The 20,914-nt window shown below is 55.7% G+C and carries 15 protein-coding genes; 8 read left to right on the top strand and 7 right to left on the bottom strand.

Annotation, left to right across the window (positions count from 1 at the left end; translation table 11 throughout):
• Positions 1–13 precede the first annotated feature (13 nt).
• Together envZ and ompR are read right to left on the bottom strand one after the other, a co-directional pair.
• Positions 14–1,363 carry a two-component system sensor histidine kinase EnvZ gene (envZ, locus tag LH23_RS03765; protein ID WP_039288465.1) on the bottom strand — a complete coding sequence of 450 codons (1,350 nt, stop codon included), beginning with the start codon at positions 1,361–1,363 and terminating at the stop codon, positions 14–16.
• Entirely contained in the window at positions 1,360–2,079 is a 720-nt protein-coding gene (gene ompR, locus LH23_RS03770) for a two-component system response regulator OmpR (protein ID WP_006177890.1), read from the bottom strand. Before ompR ends, envZ begins: the two co-directional genes overlap by 4 nt.
• A gap of 238 nt (positions 2,080–2,317) precedes the next feature.
• Between ompR and greB the strand changes: the two genes are divergently transcribed.
• From greB to feoC, 5 genes are all read left to right on the top strand, one after another.
• Entirely contained in the window at positions 2,318–2,797 is a 480-nt protein-coding gene (greB, locus tag LH23_RS03775) for a transcription elongation factor GreB (protein WP_039288469.1), read from the top strand.
• A gap of 111 nt (positions 2,798–2,908) precedes the next feature.
• Complete coding sequence (locus LH23_RS03780) at positions 2,909–5,245, top strand: Tex family protein (RefSeq protein ID WP_039288472.1); 2,337 nt, start codon at positions 2,909–2,911, stop codon at positions 5,243–5,245.
• Between the two features lie 450 nt (positions 5,246–5,695).
• Positions 5,696–5,920: a ferrous iron transporter A gene (gene feoA / locus LH23_RS03785; protein ID WP_008457875.1), complete on the top strand. Its 225-nt coding sequence runs from the start codon at positions 5,696–5,698 to the stop codon at positions 5,918–5,920.
• Positions 5,921–5,972: 52 nt separating this feature from the next.
• Positions 5,973–8,291 carry a Fe(2+) transporter permease subunit FeoB gene (feoB, locus tag LH23_RS03790; protein WP_039288477.1) on the top strand — a complete coding sequence of 773 codons (2,319 nt, stop codon included), beginning with the start codon at positions 5,973–5,975 and terminating at the stop codon, positions 8,289–8,291.
• 9 nt (positions 8,292–8,300) lie between these two features.
• Positions 8,301–8,537, top strand: a complete 237-nt coding sequence (gene feoC, locus LH23_RS03795) for a [Fe-S]-dependent transcriptional repressor FeoC (protein ID WP_039288480.1) — start codon at positions 8,301–8,303, stop codon at positions 8,535–8,537.
• 44 nt (positions 8,538–8,581) lie between these two features.
• On the opposite strand, the gene LH23_RS03800 is transcribed toward feoC, so the two are convergent.
• Positions 8,582–8,860 (bottom strand): YdgH/BhsA/McbA-like domain containing protein, encoded by a 279-nt coding sequence (locus LH23_RS03800; protein WP_039288482.1) that lies wholly within the window; start codon positions 8,858–8,860, stop codon positions 8,582–8,584.
• A 134-nt stretch (positions 8,861–8,994) separates the two neighbouring features.
• A complete protein-coding gene (bioH, locus tag LH23_RS03805; protein WP_039288485.1) occupies positions 8,995–9,771 on the bottom strand; it encodes a pimeloyl-ACP methyl ester esterase BioH in 777 nt (258 codons plus the stop codon).
• Between the two features lie 38 nt (positions 9,772–9,809).
• Here bioH and gntX point away from each other — a divergent pair, with 38 nt between their 5' ends.
• Both gntX and nfuA read left to right on the top strand, forming a co-directional pair.
• Positions 9,810–10,493 carry a DNA utilization protein GntX gene (gene gntX / locus LH23_RS03810; protein WP_039288488.1) on the top strand — a complete coding sequence of 228 codons (684 nt, stop codon included), beginning with the start codon at positions 9,810–9,812 and terminating at the stop codon, positions 10,491–10,493.
• A 58-nt stretch (positions 10,494–10,551) separates the two neighbouring features.
• On the top strand, positions 10,552–11,127 hold the full coding sequence (gene nfuA, locus LH23_RS03815) for a Fe-S biogenesis protein NfuA (protein ID WP_008457887.1): 576 nt from the start codon (positions 10,552–10,554) through the stop codon (positions 11,125–11,127).
• 451 nt (positions 11,128–11,578) lie between these two features.
• Here nfuA and malQ read toward each other — a convergent pair whose 3' ends face one another.
• Positions 11,579–13,657: a 4-alpha-glucanotransferase gene (malQ, locus tag LH23_RS03825; protein WP_039288495.1), complete on the bottom strand. Its 2,079-nt coding sequence runs from the start codon at positions 13,655–13,657 to the stop codon at positions 11,579–11,581.
• Between the two features lie 9 nt (positions 13,658–13,666).
• Positions 13,667–16,069: a maltodextrin phosphorylase gene (gene malP / locus LH23_RS03830; protein WP_039288498.1), complete on the bottom strand. Its 2,403-nt coding sequence runs from the start codon at positions 16,067–16,069 to the stop codon at positions 13,667–13,669.
• 422 nt (positions 16,070–16,491) lie between these two features.
• Here malP and malT point away from each other — a divergent pair, with 422 nt between their 5' ends.
• Entirely contained in the window at positions 16,492–19,197 is a 2,706-nt protein-coding gene (malT, locus tag LH23_RS03835) for an HTH-type transcriptional regulator MalT (RefSeq protein WP_039288501.1), read from the top strand.
• Positions 19,198–19,389: 192 nt separating this feature from the next.
• Here the strand turns inward: malT and glpD are convergent, their stop codons facing one another.
• On the bottom strand, positions 19,390–20,898 hold the full coding sequence (gene glpD / locus LH23_RS03840) for a glycerol-3-phosphate dehydrogenase (protein ID WP_039288504.1): 1,509 nt from the start codon (positions 20,896–20,898) through the stop codon (positions 19,390–19,392).
• Positions 20,899–20,914: the final 16 nt, after the last annotated feature.

Consider the following 20,914-nt stretch of genomic DNA (forward strand, 5'->3'; position numbering starts at 1 on the left):
GGCCACAGGGAAACTAGCTTTCCCGATGAGTCACCACCCGGGTTATCGGCAGCGGGAGATAAGCCCTGATACGCAACCCTCCTCGCTCGCTCTTCCCGAGATCCAGCATCCCATTATGGTTGTCGATGATACGCTGCACGATGGCCAGGCCCAGCCCGGTGCCGCTGGTACTGCGGGCGCTGTCGCCGCGCACAAACGGCTGGAACAAATGCTGCAGCTGATCTGGTTCAATGCCCGGACCGTCATCTTCCACCTGGAACCAGGCGCGGTTTAACTCGCTGCCGCTACTGACTTTGATCCAGCCATTGCCGTAGCGCGCTGCATTCACCACCATGTTGGCAACCGCACGCTTGATAGACAGCGGATGGATATTCAGGCGGATTTCACCGGCCTGCAGGTCAGTGTCAATTTCACGCTCGTAGCCGCTTTCTGCCGCAATCACTTCCCCGAGTACGCTGTTGAGATCCGCCATCTCCAGCGGCATCTCCTGCCCGGTGCGCAGGTAGTCGATAAATTGTTCGATAATCGCATTACACTCTTCGATATCTTTGTTAATCGACTCGGCCAGATAGCCATCCTCCTGCCCCATCATTTCGGTCGCCAGGCGAATACGCGTCAGCGGCGTGCGCAGATCGTGGCTGACGCCCGCCATCAGCAGCGTGCGATCGTCGGCCAGTTGTTTCACGCCCGCGGCCATATGGTTAAATGCGCGAGTCACCGATCGCACTTCCGAAGCGCCATATTCGCGCAAAGGAGGAGGAATAATCCCTTTACCGACCTGCAGCGCAGCGTGCTCCAGGTCGACCAGCGGTCGGTTCTGTATTCGAATAAACAGCCATGCGCCGCCTATCGCCAACAGCATGATCGCCAGCGTATAGCGGAACAGCGGGGAGAAATCACCCTGATGGATTTCGGTCAGCGGAACGCGGACCCAGATATTCGGCGACAGCCAGGTTTTCAGCCAGACAACCGGGGAGCTTTTGTTCACCTCAACGCGCACTTCGGTCGGGCCGCCAAGCTGCTGCGCCATTTGCTGACTCAGAAACTCGTAGTGCTGCGCCCAGCGCAGGCCAGCGTCTTCCGCCGCCTCGTTGGAATAAAGTGAAATGCCCAGCTCGCGGTAAATCTCACGACGAAACGCAGGCGGCACCACAAGCTGGGTGCCATCTTCAAGCTGCAGTTTGTCGGTCATTAGCATTCTGACTTCGTACGCCAGCACCTTATTAAACTGCTGCAGGCTCGGCAAAATCGCGAAGTTCAGAACGACAAGATAAGTCGTCACCAGGCTGACGAACAGCAAGGTGACGATCAGCAACAGCGTACGGGCAAACGAGCTTCTGGGGGAGAAGCGAACTCGCCTCATGCCTTAGCGCCGTCCGGGACAAAGACGTAGCCAAGACCCCAAACGGTCTGGATATAACGCGGATGCGCCGGGTCCTCTTCCACCATGCGGCGCAGGCGGGAGATTTGCACGTCAATAGAACGCTCCATCGCGGAGTATTCGCGGCCACGGGCCAGGTTCATCAGTTTGTCGCGGGAAAGCGGCTCGCGCGGGTGGCTGACCAGCGCTTTCAGCACCGCAAACTCACCGCTGGTCAACGGCATAGGCTCGTCTTCACGGAACATTTCGCGGGTGCCGAGGTTCAGCTTGAACTTACCGAAAGCGATAACCGCTTCTTCCTGGGAAGGCGCACCCGGCAGCTCGTTGGCCTGGCGACGAAGCACGGCACGAATTCGGGCCAGCAGTTCACGCGGGTTAAACGGCTTAGGAATATAGTCATCAGCGCCGATTTCCAGGCCGACGATACGGTCAACTTCTTCGCCTTTCGCGGTCACCATAATGATCGGCATTGGGTTACTCTGGCTGCGCAGACGGCGGCAGATAGAAAGACCATCCTCGCCCGGCAGCATGAGGTCCAGCACCATCAGGTGGAAGGATTCACGGGTCAACAGGCGATCCATTTGTTCGGCGTTAGCGACGCTGCGAACCTGGAAGCCCTGTTCGGTGAGATAACGCTCTAACAGCGCGCGCAGACGCATGTCGTCATCGACCACCAGAATTTTATAGTTCTCTTGCATCGTTTGTACTCCCAAAGGCTCGAACAGTTGAGTGTGTATTCTTAAAAAACTGCGCTAATACAACCAGTCAATTCTGGTATACATTCTAGTCGAAATTGTTACAAAGCATATTAAACAGTCGGTTATCAACGTTTTAAATCAAAATTTGGTGACTTGCTTCCCAAAATGCGCCGGTTGCATTCCTCATTGAGCATCGGTTTAAATCACACTCTGATTTTACAGGCTGCAGGGCAGAAAGATGAAAACGCCGTTAATCACCCGTGAAGGCTACGAAAAGCTCAAAAAAGAGCTGGATTATCTGTGGCGTGAAGAGCGCCCCGAAGTGACCAAAAAAGTGACCTGGGCCGCCAGCCTCGGCGATCGCAGCGAAAATGCCGACTACCAATACAACAAAAAACGCCTGCGTGAAATTGACCGCCGGGTTCGCTACATCACCAAATCCCTCGAGCGCCTGAAAATCGTCGATTACTCACCGCAGCAGGAAGGCAAAGTCTTCTTCGGCGCGTGGGTCGAAATAGAAAACGACGACGGCGATCTGCTGCGTTTTCGCATCGTCGGCTACGACGAAATCTTTGGCCGCAAGGACTACATTTCTATTGATTCGCCGATGGCGCGCGCGCTGCTCAAAAAAGAAGTGGGCGATTTAGCCGTGGTGCAAACACCAGGGGGAGAAGCCCAGTGGTACGTCAATGAAATTGAATACCCTAAACCCGAGTAACGCGCACAGAACTGTCTGAAACCCAATATCCGGGGGTCGTCGGCTGGCATTTTCGCGCCCCGATCCGTATAACTGTTTGCTGAATTTTCCGTACTACACAGATGAAAAGCCATGATGAATGATTCGCTTTGCCGCATTATTGCGGGTGAGCTTCAGGCCAGAAACGAACAGGTAGAAGCTGCCGTTCGCCTGCTGGATGAAGGGAATACCGTGCCGTTTATTGCACGTTATCGTAAGGAAGTCACCGGCGGTCTGGATGACACGCAACTGCGTCAACTGGAGACTCGTCTTAGCTACTTGCGCGAGTTGGAAGAGCGCCGTCAGGCCATCCTCAAGTCTATTTCCGAGCAGGGTAAACTGAGCGACGAACTTGCCAGCGCCATCAACGGCACGCTGAGCAAAACCGAACTCGAAGACCTTTACCTGCCGTATAAACCCAAGCGCCGTACCCGCGGGCAAATCGCTATCGAAGCTGGCCTTGAGCCGCTGGCGGAGTTGCTGTGGAACGAGCCTTCGCACGACCCGGAGCAGGAAGCCGCCCGCTTTGTGGATGCCGACAAAGGCGTCGCTGACACTAAAGCTGCGCTGGACGGGGCGCGCTACATCCTGATGGAACGCTTCGCTGAAGATGCCGCGCTGCTGGCAAAAGTACGCGACTATTTGTGGAAGAATGCGCACCTGGTTTCCGCCGTGGTAAGCGGTAAAGAGGAAGAAGGCGCAAAATTCCGCGACTACTTCGCCCACCACGAAGCCATTGCCACCGTTCCTTCCCACCGCGCGCTGGCGATGTTCCGCGGGCGTAACGAAGGTATTTTACAGCTGTCGCTGAATGCCGACCCGCAGTTTGATGAGCCGCCGCGCGAGAGCTACTGCGAGCAGTTGATTATCTCTCATCTGAATCTGCGCCTGAACAATGCCCCGGCCGACAGCTGGCGCAAGGCCGTGGTGAGCTGGACCTGGCGTATCAAGGTGTTAATGCACCTTGAAACCGAGCTGATGGGCACCGTGCGCGAACGCGCCGAAGATGAAGCCATCAATGTTTTCGCCCGCAACCTTCACGATCTGCTGATGGCTGCCCCGGCCGGACTGCGCGCCACGATGGGCCTCGATCCTGGCCTGCGCACCGGCGTAAAAGTCGCGGTGGTTGACGCCACCGGCAAACTGGTCGCGACCGATACCATTTACCCGCATACCGGTCAGGCTGCAAAAGCCGCCGTGGCCGTGGCGGCGCTTTGTGAGAAACATAACGTCGAGCTGGTCGCTATCGGCAACGGTACCGCATCCCGTGAAACCGAGCGCTTCTTCCTGGATGTGCAAAAACAGTTCCCGAAAGTCACCGCCCAGAAAGTGATCGTCAGCGAGGCAGGGGCTTCCGTTTATTCTGCTTCCGAGCTGGCGGCGCTGGAATTCCCGGACCTGGACGTTTCTATCCGCGGCGCGGTCTCTATCGCCCGTCGTCTACAGGACCCGCTGGCAGAGCTGGTGAAAATCGACCCGAAATCTATCGGCGTGGGCCAGTACCAGCACGATGTCAGCCAGACTCAACTGGCGAAAAAGCTGGATGCAGTCGTCGAAGACTGCGTGAACGCCGTTGGCGTAGATCTCAACACCGCTTCCGTGCCGCTACTGACCCGCGTAGCTGGCCTGACCCGCATGATGGCGCAAAACATCGTCAACTGGCGCGACGAAAATGGCCGCTTCCAGAACCGCCAGCAGTTACTAAAAGTCAGCCGCCTGGGGCCAAAAGCTTTTGAGCAGTGCGCGGGCTTCCTGCGTATCAACCACGGCGATAACCCGCTGGATTCCTCTACCGTTCACCCGGAAGCGTATCCGGTGGTCGAGCGTATCCTGGCCGCCACTCAGCAGGCGCTGCAGGACCTGATGGGCAACAGTAGCGAACTGCGCGATCTGAAAGCCAGCCAGTTTACCGATGAGCGTTTCGGCGTCCCTACCGTAACGGACATTATCAAAGAGCTGGAAAAACCGGGCCGCGACCCGCGCCCTGAATTTAAAACTGCACAGTTTGCCGAAGGCGTTGAAACCATGAATGACCTGACGCCGGGCATGGTGCTGGAAGGTGCGGTGACTAACGTCACTAACTTTGGCGCATTTGTCGACATCGGCGTGCATCAGGATGGCCTGGTTCACATTTCGTCCCTGTCGGACAAATTCATCGACGATCCGCACAAAGTGGTGAAAGCGGGCGATATCGTGAAGGTCAAAGTGCTGGAAGTTGACCTGCAGCGCAAACGCATCGCCCTAACCATGCGTCTTGACGAGCAGCCAGGCGAAGGTGGCAGCCGTCGCGGCAATAGCGGTAACAATGCTTCTCGCGAGCAAAAAGGCAGACCAGCAGCGCAGCAAAAACCACGCGGCCGAGAAAACGCCGGCGGTGGGAACAGCGCGATGATGGATGCTCTGGCCGCAGCAATGGGCAAGAAGCGTTAATTGTCTGACCTCTCCCTTCGGGGAGAGGTTTTATTTCTTCCGTAGGCTATAAAAGCAGAAAAATAACGTACTCTTGATCTAAATCAATTTTCAATATTTACCCTACCGTGAAACCAGTAATTATCATCTCTGTAACATCAGCAATAGCGAAATAACATCCATCGCTCTCTAAAGAGAAGTTATTACTCTATTTTTCATGCAATTAATAAACATCTTTCTTTACGAAGTTAATAACAGTCTCGCCAGGCTAGCCTCGAAAATACCTATTTTGGTTAAATCCACCCAGAAAAATAAATATTGTCGACAGTAACCATTCTCATTATCATTGCATTGAACGATATTTCTTCTCTTTCTTCCGATAGCTTAATTCGTTTTTATTACACGCATCACTTGCGAATAAAACGATCATTCAGTCAGCGTCAATGCAGAGCCCAGCTCTAAGTAGGTCCTATGCAATTCATACCGAATAGCGCGTGGAAAATTACTGGCTTCGCCAGTGAAATCAGTCCGGCTTATCGACAAAAATTATTGTCCCTCGGCATGCTGCCGGGCTCTTCATTCAACGTCGTCCGTGTAGCGCCTCTCGGCGACCCTATTCATATCGAAACGCGCCGCGTAAGCCTCGTGCTGCGCAAAAAAGATCTCGCGCTGGTCAATATCGAAGCCGTTGCCTAACGGTAGGGAAGCGTCCGCGCCTTTTGCACATTCAACGAAGTTCACGAATAAAATGAAAAACTTAACCATAGGTTTAATCGGCAACCCTAACTCGGGTAAAACCACGTTATTTAATCAGCTGACGGGTGCCCGTCAGCGCGTGGGGAACTGGGCGGGTGTCACCGTAGAACGCAAAGAAGGTCAGTTTTCCACCCTTGAGCACCAGGTCACGCTGGTTGATTTACCCGGCACCTACTCACTCACCACCATTTCGTCGCAAACTTCGCTTGATGAGCAAATCGCCTGTCATTACATCCTGAGCGGCGATGCCGACCTGCTAATCAACGTAGTGGATGCTTCTAACCTTGAGCGTAACCTCTATCTGACGCTCCAGTTGCTTGAGCTGGGCATTCCGTGCGTGGTGGCTCTGAACATGCTGGATATCGCCGAGAAGCAGGCCATCCGCATCGATATCGACGCGCTGGCCGCTCGCCTTGGCTGCCCCGTCGTGCCGCTGGTGTCGACTCGCGGGCGCGGTATTGAAAGCCTGAAACTCGCCATTGATCGCAAGCAACCCAACGAGAATAACGAGCTGGTGCACTATCCGCAGATTTTGCTGCAAGAGGCAAAAAAGCTGGCCCAAGATATGCCGCAGGACATGCCGGTGACGCAGCGCCGCTGGCTGGCGCTGCAGATGCTGGAAGGGGATATCTACAGCCTCGCTTATGCGGGCAATGCCACAGACAATCTTGACGCTGCGCGGGGCCGTCTGGCCGAGACCGTTGACGATCCAGCCCTGCTCATTGCGGATGCGCGTTACCAAAGCATCGCTTCCATTTGTGATGCAGTTAGCAATAGCCTGACCGCCGAACCCAACCGGCTGACGGTGGCGATGGATAAAATCATCCTCAATCGTTACCTCGGCCTGCCGATCTTCATGCTGGTGATGTACCTGATGTTCCTGCTGGCGATTAACATCGGCGGCGCGCTACAGCCCATTTTTGATGGCGGCTCGGTGGCGATATTCATTCACGGTATTCAGTGGCTCGGTTATACGCTGCACTTCCCGGAATGGCTGACGATTTTCCTGGCCCAGGGCATCGGCGGCGGGATCAATACCGTGCTGCCGCTGGTACCGCAAATCGGCATGATGTACCTGTTCCTGTCTTTCCTGGAAGATTCGGGCTATATGGCTCGCGCCGCTTTTGTGATGGATCGCCTGATGCAATCTCTGGGGTTGCCGGGCAAATCCTTTGTGCCGCTAATCGTCGGCTTCGGTTGCAACGTGCCTTCGGTCATGGGTGCCCGCACGCTTGATGCGCCACGCGAAAGACTGATGACCATCATGATGGCGCCATTTATGTCCTGCGGCGCACGCCTGGCGATTTTCGCGGTGTTTGCCGCCGCATTCTTCGGCCAGCAGGGTGCGTTAGTGGTGTTCTCGCTTTATATTCTCGGCATCGTAATGGCTATTCTTACCGGCCTGATGCTGAAGCACACCATCATGCGCGGCGAAGCCTCGCCCTTCGTCATGGAGCTGCCGGTTTACCACGTCCCACATCTCAAGAGCCTGATTCTGCAAACCTGGCAGCGCCTGAAAGGCTTCGTGCTGCGCGCCGGGAAGGTCATCGTGATCGTCAGTATTTTCATCGGCGCCCTGAATAGCTTCTCCTTTAGCGGTAAGCCGGTAGATAACATTAACGATTCCGCCCTTGCCTCCGTCAGCCGCGTGTTAACCCCTCTGCTGAAGCCGATCGGTGTCCACGATGACAACTGGCAGGCCACCGTTGGGCTGTTTACCGGCGCGATGGCAAAAGAAGTGGTGGTCGGTACATTGAATACCCTTTATACCGCCGAAGATATCCATAACGAGGAATTTGATGCCGCAAGCTTTAACCTGCTTGATGAGCTGGGCGCCGCAGCCGATGAAACCTGGCAGGGGTTGAAAAACACCTTCAGCCTGAGCGTGCTGGCGAACCCGATTGAAGCCAGCAAAGGCGACGGCGAAATGTCCTCCGGGCCGATGGGCGTGATGAGCAGCAAGTTTGGCAGTGAAGCCGCCGCCTATAGCTATCTCATTTTCGTTCTGCTCTATATTCCGTGCATCTCTGTGATGGGCGCGATAGCCCGTGAATCAAGTCGGGGCTGGATGACGTTCTCCGTGCTTTGGGGGCTGAACATCGCCTACTCGCTCTCTACGCTGTACTACCAGAGCGTTACCTTCAGCGAGCATCCTCAGTTCAGCCTGGTTTGCATCCTGGCGGTAATATTGTTCAACGTCCTGTTGCTTGGCGGCCTCCGCCGGGCAAGAAGCCGCGTGGATGTATCGCTACTTGCCACCAGAAAAACGCCTTCGTCCTGCTGCCAGAGCAGTACCGGTGACTGTCACTAAGGAGCGATGATGGCAAGCCTGATTGATATCCGTAACGCCCTGGCGCTTCAGGGCCGCCTCGAGGCGAAGCAGATAAGCCAGCAGCTTGCCACGCCTCTGCCACTGGTCGCCGCCATGCTCGATCGACTGGAAGCGATGGGTAAAGCCACACGTATCAGTGAAGACCCGAGCAGCTGCCTGACGGGAAGCTGCAAAAGCTGTCCAGAAGGGAAAAAGTGCGCCCGGGAAGTTTGGGCGCTGCGTTAAATGAAAAGGGCGGGTCATCCCCGCCCGGCTTCATAAAATACGTGTTATTTCGCTATCTTGTAGACATCCGCAGTGGCGCGAACGTTTTTGGTATATTTCTCGGCGCTGGTCACCACGTAATAGTCACCGCCCAGCTTATCGGCTTGCTTAACCAGATCGCGCTTCGCATCCATCGGAGCGGAAGTTTTATCCGTTACGATCGTGCCGATCTTCGTTAATTTCATGCCAGCCACTTTATCTTTCTCAAGCTCTTTAGCCGCAAAAGCGCCAAAGGAAACAGCACCAACCAACAATCCAGTAACAATGCCTGTTATCAATTTCATAGCCAGTACTCTCCGTAGGTATCTGCTTTTTTAATAACCGGGGTTCAACCCCGCAACGGTTTAATTATTCACCCTTCGCAAGGTGAATAATTGAGTATTGGCACAAATTGCTTTTTTCGCCACGGATGAACAACTTACCGCCCCAGGCTTTGCTCCCACTCCCGTACCGCCTGGCAAAACTCCGCCGGATGAGAGATAAACGGCGCATGGGCGGCCTTGTCGAAGATAACCGAGCAGGACTGCGGCCACAGGGCGTCCAGCAGGGGAACCACTTTGCGTGGCACAAGCCCGTCCAGTCGGCCATACATGCGTAAATGGGGTACAGCTGATGCGGCAAGACTCGTGCGCAAATCGGCGGTTCTCAGGATCTCAAGTCCACCATTAAGTACTTCCACCTCCGGCATCGGCTGATCCAGAACGACGCTTTTCAGCAGACGAGCATCCTGCCGCGCCGTTTCCGTGCCCAAGGTTTGCAGCGCCAGAAAACGCTCCACGGTGCGTTGAAAATCCTCACTTAACTGCTGCTGGAACCCGGCCAACACGTCCGGCTTAATGCCCGGCCAGTTTTCTGCGGCGGTAAAACAGGGGGAGGAAGCCACTGTCACCAGCGCCTTCACGCGCTCAGGCCTGGCGAGTGCGGCCTGACTGGCGACCAGGCCGCCTAAACTCCAGCCAAGCCAGAGGGCGCAGTCAGGGGCTTTAGCCAGTACAACGTCGGCCATTTCTTCCAGCGTTAGCGCCCCAAACCCCTTGCTTCGACCATACCCCGGCAAGTCGACCAGATGCAGCCGAAATTGCGAGCCGAGTTCTGATTCTATGTTGTGCCAAACCTCCGCATTCAGTCCCCATCCGTGCAGCAGCACAAGATCGCGTTTTCCTTCACCTTTTGTTTGCCACCACAGCTCACTCATCAGTTACCGTTCTCATTTTCATCAGCAAGGAGAACGCTATGCTAGCAATCCCTGGCCGCTGTTGGCTATGCCAGTTACCGCTTGCTTGCCCGACATGGGGCATTTGCTCGTGCTGCACCGCTTCACTGCTTCAGCCCCTGGCCTGCTGTTTGCAGTGTGGTTTACCGGCGTTAAGCGGCCATTTGCCCTGCGGACGCTGCCTGCAAAGAGCACCGGAGTGGGATGCAATCGCCTATGTGACAGACTACCTGCCGCCGTTAAGTACGCTTATCCATCACCTGAAATTTACCGGTACGCCGTCACTTGCGCCGGCCTTAGCCCGTCTTTTGCTGCTGCGTATCCTGATGGCCAGGCGTGAAAAGAGGCTTCACTTGCCCGATGCCATTTTGAGTGTGCCGCTGCACCATACCCGGGCGTGGCGACGGGGCTACAACCAAAGCGCACTTATTGCTACTCCACTCTCACGCTGGCTGGGACGAGAGCATTATCCCTCTGCAATCAAACGCATACGTTCTTCGCCGGCGCAGCACACGTTAACGGCCAAAGAGCGAAAGAGGAATTTGAAAGGCATCTTTAGGGTTGAAATTCCCGTCGCGGGTCGCCATATGGCTATTGTGGATGATGTCGTGACGACGGGTAGTACTGTTGCGGAGATAGCGCGGTTGCTGAAAAAGCAGGGCGCAGCGACTGTCCAGGTATGGTGCCTGTGTCGAACCTTGTAGACCCTCGACGATGGGCGTATTATAACCGACTAAAATAGTCAACTATTGAGCAATCGTTATGATCCGTATTTCCGATGCTGCACAATCCCACTTTGCCAAACTGCTGGCAAATCAGGAAGAAGGGACGCAAATCCGCGTATTCGTAATTAATCCTGGCACCCCGAATGCGGAGTGTGGTGTGTCTTATTGTCCGCCGGATGCGGTTGAAGCGACCGACACGGCGCTGCCGTTCGAGCAGTTAACGGCTTATGTTGATGAGCTGAGTGCGCCTTATCTGGAAGATGCCGAAATCGACTTCGTCACCGACCAGTTGGGTTCCCAGCTGACGCTGAAAGCGCCTAATGCAAAAATGCGTAAGGTTTCTGACGACGCGCCGCTGATGGAGCGCGTTGAGTACATGTTACAGGCTACCGTTAACCCACAGCTGGCTGGCCACGGCGGTCGCGTGACGCTGATGGAAATTACCGATGAAGGCTACGCCATCCTGCAGTTTGGCGGCGGTTGTAACGGTTGTTCTATGGTGGATGTGACGCTGAAAGAAGGGATCGAGAAACAGCTTCTGGCTGAGTTCCCTGAGCTGAAAGGCGTGCGCGACCTGACCGAACACCAGCGCGGTGAGCACTCTTACTATTAATTAGATAAGCCCCTCACCCCGACCCTCTCCCCAAAGGGGAGAGGGAGGAAAAAAGGCTCCCAGATTTAACCATTCGGTTCCCTCTCCCCCAAGGAGAGGGAGGAAAAAAAGCTCGCAGATTTCACCGTTCGGCTCCCTCTCCCCCAAGGAGAGGGAGGAAAAAAGGCTCGCAGATTTCACCGTTCGGTTCCCTCTCCCCCAAGGAGAGGGAGGAAAAAAGGCTCGCAAATTTCACCGTTCGGTTCCCTCTCCCCCAAGGAGAGGGAGGAAAAAAGCTCGCAGATTTCACCGTTCGGTTCCTTCTCCCCCAAGGAGAGGGAGGAAAAAAGGCTCGCAGATTTCACCGTTCGGTTCCCTCTCCCCCAAGGGGAGGGAGGAAAAAAAGCTCGCAGATTTAACCATTCGGTTCCCTCTCCCTTCCAGGGAGAGGGTTAGGGTGAGGGTCACCAAATCACAGCTTCTTACGCCGCTTATCCAAATCCTTCAGCAGCTTATTCACCCGTTCGTCCGCAAACATCGCTTCCAGCGAAGCGGTTAGCTTACGCCGCCAGTTTTTATACTGATCGCTGGTGCCAGGAATATTCACCGGCTCGGCCATATCCAGCCAATCCTCCGGCTGCAGCCCCAGCAGCGCGCTATGGCTGTCGGCGATATAGCGCTGCATTCCACGGTTGAGCGTGTCGGTCATCGTCATTAACGCAGCCTTGTGCCCCGCCCGCTTCGGCAAGCAGCCGTACTTATGCAGCCCGTCCAGCAAACCCTGTTTCGCCCTCTCGCGGTCTTCATATAGCCCCGCCAGCACCTCTTCGTCAGGATAAAGCCCCAGCGTTTTGCCCAGCGTTAAATCGCCGCTATTCCAGTAGCCACGCAGCGTAGGTAAATCATGCGTAGTCGCAACCGCCATCGACTGCGTTGGCCATGTGGCCGGGGCCCGGAATTGCTTCTCGCCATCGTGCTCGAAGTACAGCACTTTGTAAGAATAAACGCCGCTGTCGCGAAGCTTGCCGACAATTTCAACCGGCACGGTACCTAAGTCCTCGCCAATCACCATGCAGCGGTGGCGCTGGCTTTCCAGGGCCAGAATCGAAAGTAGATCGTCTACCGGATACTGCACATAGGCGCCCTTATCCGCCGTCTCGCTGTAAGGGATCCACCACAGCCGCAGCATCGACATAACGTGGTCAATGCGCAGCGCGCCGCAGTGGGTCATATTGGCGCGCAGCAGTTCGATAAACGGCTGATAGCCGCGAGCGGCCATGACGTGGGGATCCATCGGCGGCAGCCCCCAGTTTTGGCCTAACGGGCCCAGGATATCCGGCGGTGCGCCAACAGAGGCTTTCAGGCAGTAAAGTTCACGGTCACACCAGGTCTCAGAGCCACCTTCCGCCACGCCCACCGCCAGGTCGCGATAAAGGCCAATCGGCATCCCGTCATGCTGGCTGGTATCCCAGCAGGCCTTAAACTGGCGCCAGGCGAGATACTGCAGCCAAAGCCAGAAGTTAACCTCATCGCGATGCTGCTCGCAGAACTGCTTCACTTCCGGGCTATGGGCATCACGATAGCCTTCCGGCCACACCGGCCAGCCCCAACGCAGGGGATCTTCGTTAACCTGGTTCGCATGAAGTGCATCGTAGGCGGCCTGGTAGAACAGTCCTTCGCCCCCTTCCGCAACAAACCGGCCAAACGCAACAACCTGTTCATCGCTGGCTTTACGCAGGGAGAACTGCTGCCACGCTAAACGCAGCGCCGCAACTTTAAGCGCCGTAACGGCGGAATAATCCACCCACTCGGTATCTCTCGCGGCCTGAATCTGTTTCTGCACGGTGGATTTTTTCCACCACGCCTGCGCCGCTTTGCTGTTCTGGAAATCTTCTACCGCGTTAACGTCGATATAGATGACGTTCAACCAACGGCGTGACGATGGGCTATACGGGCTGGCGCTCTCCGGGTTAGCCGGGTAAAGCGAATGAATCGGGTTGAGGCCAATAAACGCGCCGCCACGCTTCGCCACATCCCCCAGCATCTGCTTTAGATCGCCAAAGTCACCGATACCCCAGTTAGACGCTGAGCGTAGCGTGTAAAGCTGCACGCACGCGCCCCACAGCTTTTTGCCCTGCAATAAGGCATCCGGCTCATAGCAACGCGGCGGGGCGACGATAATCCGGCTCGCCCAGCGCTGTTTTTGTCGGCTGACCACCAGCGAGTGGTAGCCCTCCGGCAGCTTCGTCGGCAGCGTTAGTTTCTTGCCGCCAGAAACTTGTCCGTCGTGGGTGTGGCCTTCTTCGGTCGTCAGCACCCAGCTAAATTCGCCCTCACCTTCAAGCACCAGCTGCATCCGCTTTCCGGCAGTGAAAACCACAACCGCTGGCACAGTATCGGCCGACTGTTTTGGTAAAGCAGTGCGATTCATGGCCTCGAGCAGACGCAGTTTTGTCTCCGCAGGAATAGCCTGCGGTTTGCCATGGGCGTTGATGTAGTTCGGGCTGATCCCTGCCGCCAGCGCGGCGTTATCAAGACGTTTACTCTCCATGGCGCTCCCTTAGCGTTTCGCCTGCCAGATACGTTGCTGGTAATCGCGGATTGAGCGATCGGAGCTGAACATGCCGCAGCGGGCGCTGTTCAAAATGGCCGCGCGCGTCCAGGCTTCCTGGTCCAGATAAAGTTTGTCGGCAAGCTTCTGCGCTTCGACGTAGGCGGTAAAGTCCGCCATCAGCAGGTAAGGATCGCCACCCTCTTTGCCGATGCTGTGCAGCATCTGGTCAAAGGCATGTTTATCTCCTTCGCTGTATTTGCCCTGTTCCAGCTCTTTGAGGACGGCATCCAACACTTTATCTTTTTTGCGCCATTTCACCGGGTCATAGCCTTTGGCTTTCAGGGCTTTAACCTGCTCGACGGTGTGGCCGAAAATAAAGATATTCTCTTCACCCACCTTCTCGGCGATTTCAACATTAGCGCCGTCGAGAGTTCCTACCGTTAGCGCGCCGTTCAACGCCAGCTTCATATTGCCTGTGCCAGAAGCTTCTTTGCCTGCAGTAGAGATCTGTTCGGAAATGTCGGCCGCCGGGATCATGATCTCCGCCGCAGACACGCAGTAGTCCGGCAGGAAAACCACCTTCAGTTTGTCGCCCACCAGCGGATCGTTGTTGATCGCCTCGGCCACTTTGTTGATCGCAAAGATAATATTTTTTGCCAGGTAATAGCCCGGCGCTGCTTTCGCGCCAAACAGGTAAACGCGCGGCACGCGGTCTGCTTTAGGGTTCTCGCGGATATCTTTGTACTGCGCCAGTATATGCAGCAGGTTCAGGTGCTGGCGTTTGTATTCGTGCAGCCGTTTGATTTGCACGTCGAACAACGCATCCGGGCTGATCACGATGCCGGTACGAGCCTTCACAAATGCAGCCAGCTTCACTTTGTTCTGGTGCTTGATTTCACGCCAGGTCTGGCGGAATTTGGCGTTATCGGCGTGCTTTTCAAGCCCTTCCAGCACGTCGAGATTATTCGCCCACTCTTTCTTCAACGTCTTGTCGAACAGCGCGGCAAGTGCGGGGTTACACTGTTTGATCCAACGGCGCGGCGTAATCCCATTCGTCACGTTATGGAATTTATTCGGCCAAAGCTGGTGGTATTCCGGGAACAGATCTTTCACCACCAATTCGGAATGTAGCGCCGCCACACCGTTCACCGCAAAGCCTCCGACCACGCACAGGTTAGCCATACGTACCTGTTTGTTATGCACCACGGCGAGCTTCGCCCAAACGGCTTCATCCCCCGGCCAGTTTTTGTCGACCAGCAGCTTAAAGCGCTTGTTAATCTCATTGATAATTTGCATATGACGCGGCAGCAGCGCTTTCACCAGTTTCTCGTCCCAGCACTCCAGCGCTTCAGGCATCAGGGTGTGGTTGGTATAGGCGAAGGTCTTACTGGTTATCGCCCACGCGTCTTCCCAGCTCAGCTGATGCTCGTCAATCAGCACACGGAGCAGCTCCGGGATGGCGATGGTTGGGTGGGTATCGTTCAGTTGAATCACTTCGTAATCCGGCAGCTCGGCGAGCTTGCGTCCCGCCAGATGATGGCGGCGCAGAATGTCTGCCACCGAACAGGCGCACTGGAAATACTGCTGCATCAGGCGCAGCTTTTTGCCGTTCAGGTGATTGTCATTCGGGTAGAGCACCTTGGTGAGCTTTTCAGCGTCAATGCCCTGCTGCTCGGCCTTAAGGAATTCGCCGTCGTTAAATTTCGTCAGATCAAACGGATGTGCATGTTTTGCCTGCCATAGTCGCAGCGGCTGTGCCACGCCGTTTCGGTATCCCAGCACAGGGAGATCCCAAGCCTCGCCCTGGAAAATAAAGGCCGGTTCCCAGCGCTGTTTTTTTCCATTCTTCACCACTTTACCGCCAACCCCAACCTGCACATCCAGCGCACTGTTGTGACGGAACCAGGGATAGTTGCCGCGCTGCCAGTCGTCCGGGGCTTCCATCTGTTTGCCATCCTTAAAGGACTGACGGAACAGGCCATACTGATAGTTCAGGCCATAGCCGATGGCCGATTGCCCGACCGTGGCCATAGAATCAAGGAAACAGGCCGCGAGTCTACCCAGCCCGCCGTTGCCTAATGCCGGGTCCGTCTCTTCTTCCAGTAAATCGGTGAGGTTAATCTGGTAACCCTTCAGGATATCGCTCACCTCAGTGAACCAGCCCAGGTTAAGCAGGTTATTCCCCGTCAGACGACCAATCAGAAACTCCATCGAGATGTAGTTTACGTGGCGCTGTTTGGCGTCAGGTTTTGCTGCTGGTCGAGCCGATAAAAGCTCGGCAAGCGCACCGCTAACCGCGTGCCACCACTGATGCCGGGTCATTTCACTGGCATCATCGAGGCCGTAACGCTGCCACTGGCGCGTCAGAGCGGACTGGAACTGTTCTTTACTGAAAATCGGCTGTGACATAGGAAATCGGTCCTGTAATGTTCGAAAATCATTACCCGTTAGTGTGCCGGGCAGCCTGGGGGACTTCCTCCTCCCGGCGCGGATTACGCGGGGAGGAGTAGCGAGGATGAGTGAAAAATGTGATCCCTGCCACTCGGTGAGACGATGTAACAGGTTTCAGCCGTGTTGCCATAGGGAGTGAGCAAACGTATTCATGAAAAAAATGGAACTGTGACAGGGTGCAACTTACCGAGAACGGAAAGTTCAACAACCTTGCAATAAAAAGCATTCTGGCAGACCTTATCGGTAAGCATTAATTACGAAGCGTAAAAAAAATCGCATCCTTGAACATTTCCCTCCATGATTCCTTCTGCAGCGCGGTAAGACCGCCCTGCGGGCGCGGAATATGTCGGGGAAATTTATACACAGTGAAGTGATCAACTATGTTAATCCCATCCAAATTAAGTCGTCCTGTTCGGCTGGAAAACACTGTGGTTCGCGACCGACTGTTGGTAAAGCTTTCGACTGCCGCCAACTATCGCTTAGCGCTGATCGCCAGCCCTGCCGGTTATGGTAAAACGACCCTGGTCTCACAATGGGCTGCCGGGCGAAAAGAGCTGGGCTGGTACTCCCTTGACGAAGGGGATAACCAGCAGGAACGCTTTGCCAGTTACCTGATTGCTGCCCTGCAGCACGCTACCGGGGGCCACTGTGTCAGTAGCGAAATCATGGCGCAAAAGCGGCAATATGCCAGCCTGTCTTCACTCTTTTCGCAGCTGTTCATCGAACTGGCAGGATGGGATAAGCCGCTATATCTGGTGATTGATGATTACCACCTGATCGCCAACCCGGTGATCCACGAAGCCATGCGCTTTTTCATTCGCCATCAGCCAGAAAACCTGACGCTGGTGATTCTGTCGCGTAACTTACCGCAGCTTGGTATTGCCAACCTTCGCGTACGCGACCAGTTGCTGGAAATCGGTAGCCAACAGCTCGCCTTTACGCATCAGGAAACCAAACAGTTCTTCGATAACCGCCTGGCAACGCCGATTGAGCAAGCGGACAGCAGCCGCCTGTGTGATGACGTTGCGGGCTGGGTTACTGCACTACAATTGATTGCCCTGTCTGCACGCCAGAGCAACACGCCGGCTCAACATTCTGCACGCCGCCTGTCGGGCATTAACGCCAGCCATCTTTCCGATTATCTGGTGGATGAAGTCCTGAATAACGTGGATGCCGATACCCGCAATTTCCTGCTGCGAAGCTCCATTCTGCGCTCCATGAATGACACGCTGATAAGCCAGGTCACAGGCGAAGAAAACGGCCAGATGCGCCTCGAAGAGACCGAGCGCCAGGGCCTGTTCCTGCAGCGCATGGATGATTCTGGCGAATGGTTCTGTTTCCACCCACTTTTCGGCAGTTTCCTTCGCCAGCGTTGCCAATGGGAGCTGGCTGCAGAGCTGCCGGACATTCATCGGGCGGCCGCTGAAAGCTGGATGGCGCAAGGCTTCCCAAGCGAGGCTATTCACCACGCTCTGGCGGCAGGCGATGCCAATATGCTGCGCGACATTCTGCTGGGTCACGCGTGGGCGCTGTTTAACCACAGTGAACTGACGCTGCTGGAAGAGTCGCTTAAGGCGCTGCCGTGGGAAAGTCTGCTGGAAAACCCAAAACTTGTGCTGCTGCAGGCCTGGCTGATGCAAAGCCAGCACCGCTACAGCGAAGTGAACACGCTGCTGGCACGCGCCGAGCAGGAAATGAACCTGGTTATCGACGACACGCTGCACGGTGAATTTAACGCTCTCAGAGCCCAGGTTGCCATCAACGCAGGCGATCCGGCGGAAGCTGAACGTCTGGCTATGGTGGCGCTGGAAATGCTGCCGTTGGCCAATTTTTACAGCCGTATTGTCGCCACCTCGGTTCACGGCGAAGTGCTGCACTGCAAGGGCGACCTTACGAAGTCGCTTTCCGTTATGCAGCAGACAGAGCAAATGGCCCGCCGCCATGATGTCTGGCACTACGCGCTGTGGAGCCTTATTCAGCAAAGCGAAATTCTGCTGGCTCAAGGTTTTTTACAGGCCGCATGGGAAACGCAGGAAAAAGCCTTTGTGCTGATCCGCGAGCAGCACCTCGAACAATTGCCGCTGCATGAGTTTTTGCAACGTATCCGCGCCCAGTTGCTTTGGGCCTGGGCCCGGCTGGACGAAGCCGAAGCGGCAGCCCGCAGCGGGATGGAGGTACTTTCCAGCTTCCAGCCGCAGCAACAGCTGCAGTGCCTGGCGCTGCTGGTGCAGTGTTCTCTGGCGCGCGGTGACCTGGATAATGCTCGTAATCACCTTAATCGCCTTGAAAATTTGCTTGGGAACGGTCCCTGGCACAGCGACTGGGTCTCCAACGCTGATAAGGTGCGGGTGATCTACTGGCAAATGATTGGCGATAAAAAGTCGGCGGCCAACTGGCTGCGCCAGACGCCGAAGCCAGAATTTGCCAATAACCACTTCCTGCAAAGCCAGTGGCGTAACATCGCCCGCGTACAAATCCTGCTGGGTGAATACGATCCGGCGGAAATGGTGCTGGAAGAGCTAAACGAAAATGCCCGCAGCCTGCGCCTGATGAGCGACCTCAACCGCAACCTGCTGCTGCTCAACCAGCTTTACTGGCAGTCAGGGCGTAAAAGTGACGCTCAGCGTGTCCTGCTGGAAGCCCTGTCGCTGGCAAACCGCACCGGGTTTATCAGCCACTTCGTAATCGAAGGGGAAGCGATGGCGCAGCAGCTGCGCCAGCTTATCCAGCTCAACACGCTGCCGGAGTTGGATCAGCACCGCGCTCAGCGTATCCTGCGCGAGATAAACCAGCATCACCGCCACAAGTTTGCGCACTTTGACGAGAGCTTTGTGAACCGCCTGCTGAATCACCCGGAAGTGCCGGAGCTTATCCGCACCAGCCCGCTGACGCAGCGAGAGTGGCAGGTGTTGGGGCTGATTTATTCCGGCTATAGCAACGAGCAAATCGCCGGAGAACTGGACGTTGCGGCGACGACTATCAAAACGCATATCCGGAATCTGTACCAGAAGCTCGGCGTAGCTCACCGCCAGGACGCGGTGCAGCATGCACAGAAATTGCTGAAGATGATGGGGTATGGGGTTTAGCTGGGAATGTTGGCTATGCCGAGATCAGGTTCACTTTCAGTTCTGAGTAGTTTCTGGGGGTTTTTACCCTCACCCTCTCCCTGAAAGGGAGAGGGGATAAACAATGTTTCCCGCCACATATCTTCCCCCTCGCCCCTTGGGGAGAGGGGCGGTTGAGCCGTCGGAAATAGCGAAAGGGAAGAGATATCCCGGTTAAGACGCCAGCGACAATCCCGCTTTAGCCGCCTGCTTTACCAGCCACTGCGCCACCCGCGCCTGCTGCTCTTCATTCAGCCACATGCCCAGTTTGGTCCGGCGCCACAGCGCATCTTCCGCGCATCTGACCCACTCATGCTCCACCAGGTAACGAAGCTCGGCTTCATAGAACTCATGGCCAAAATCTTCGCCCAGATCGCTCACGGATTTAGCTTCACCCAATACCAGGTCGCTGTTGCTGCCGTAAGTGCGCGCCAGATGGCGAGCAAGGCTTTCGGTCAGGAAACCGTAGCGACGGCGCAGTTTGGCCGCATAATCATCGCGATCGCCACCGATGTCACCGCCAGGCAGACGGCACTCTTTGGTCCAGGCCGGACCGATATTCGGGTAGTAACGCTCCAGCTTATCCAGCGCATGTTCAGCCAGCTTACGGTAGGTCGTCAGCTTACCGCCGAAGACCGATAGCAGCGGTGCCTGGCCGTTTTCGTCATGAATATCCAGGGTGTAATCGCGGGTTACCGCCTGCGGAGAATCGGACTCATCGTCACACAGCGGGCGCACGCCAGAATAGGTCCAGACGATATCGTCTTTGGTGAGCGTCTTTTTGAAGTGCGCGTTATAAACATTCAGCAGATAGCTCACTTCTTTGTCGTCGATCTGCACCGCTTTAGGGTCGCCGTGGTACTCCACGTCGGTGGTGCCGATGATGGAGAACTCATCCATCCACGGGATCACAAACACGATACGCTTATCTTCGTTTTGCAGGATGTAGGCCTGTTTCTGGGTATGCACGCGAGGCACCACAATGTGGCTGCCTTTGATCAGGCGGATGCCGTAAGGCGACGGCAGGTGTAGCCCTTCGTCAAAGAAGGTTTTCACCCATGGACCAGTGGCGTTCACCAGGCCTTTTGCGCGCCAGGTGAAGGTTTCGCCGGTATCAATATCCTGCGCTTCGACGACCCACAGCCCGTTTTCACGGGTTGCTTTGGTAGCGCGAGTGCGGGTTTTCACCTCTCCACCCTTGCGGGTCACCATTTGGGCGTTAGCCAGCACCAGGCGAGCATCATCCACCCAGCAGTCGGAATATTCGAAACCGCGCACGATCTCAGGCTTCAGCACAGAGTCTGCGCCAAAACGCAAGCCAGCAGAGGCCGGTAAACTGGTGCGTTTGCCCAAATGATCGTACATAAACAGGCCAGTTCGAATCATCCATGCGGGACGGAGGTGTGGCCGGTGCGGTAAACGAAAGCGCATCGGGAAGGCAATGTGCGGTGCCATTTTCAACAGCACTTCACGTTCGGCCAGCGCTTCACTCACCAGACGAAACTCGTAATGTTCCAGGTAGCGCAGGCCGCCGTGAATCAGCTTAGAGCTGGCGGAAGAGGTCGCACAGGCCAAATCCTGTCCCTCCAGCATCAACACGGATAACCCGCGGCCAGCGGCATCCGCCGCAATACCGGCGCCGTTGATTCCACCGCCAATAACAATCAGATCTTTGGTTTCCATGTTGCCCTCACGCACT

The organism is Cedecea neteri, from assembly GCF_000758305.1.
Lineage (GTDB): Bacteria > Pseudomonadota > Gammaproteobacteria > Enterobacterales > Enterobacteriaceae > Cedecea > Cedecea neteri_C.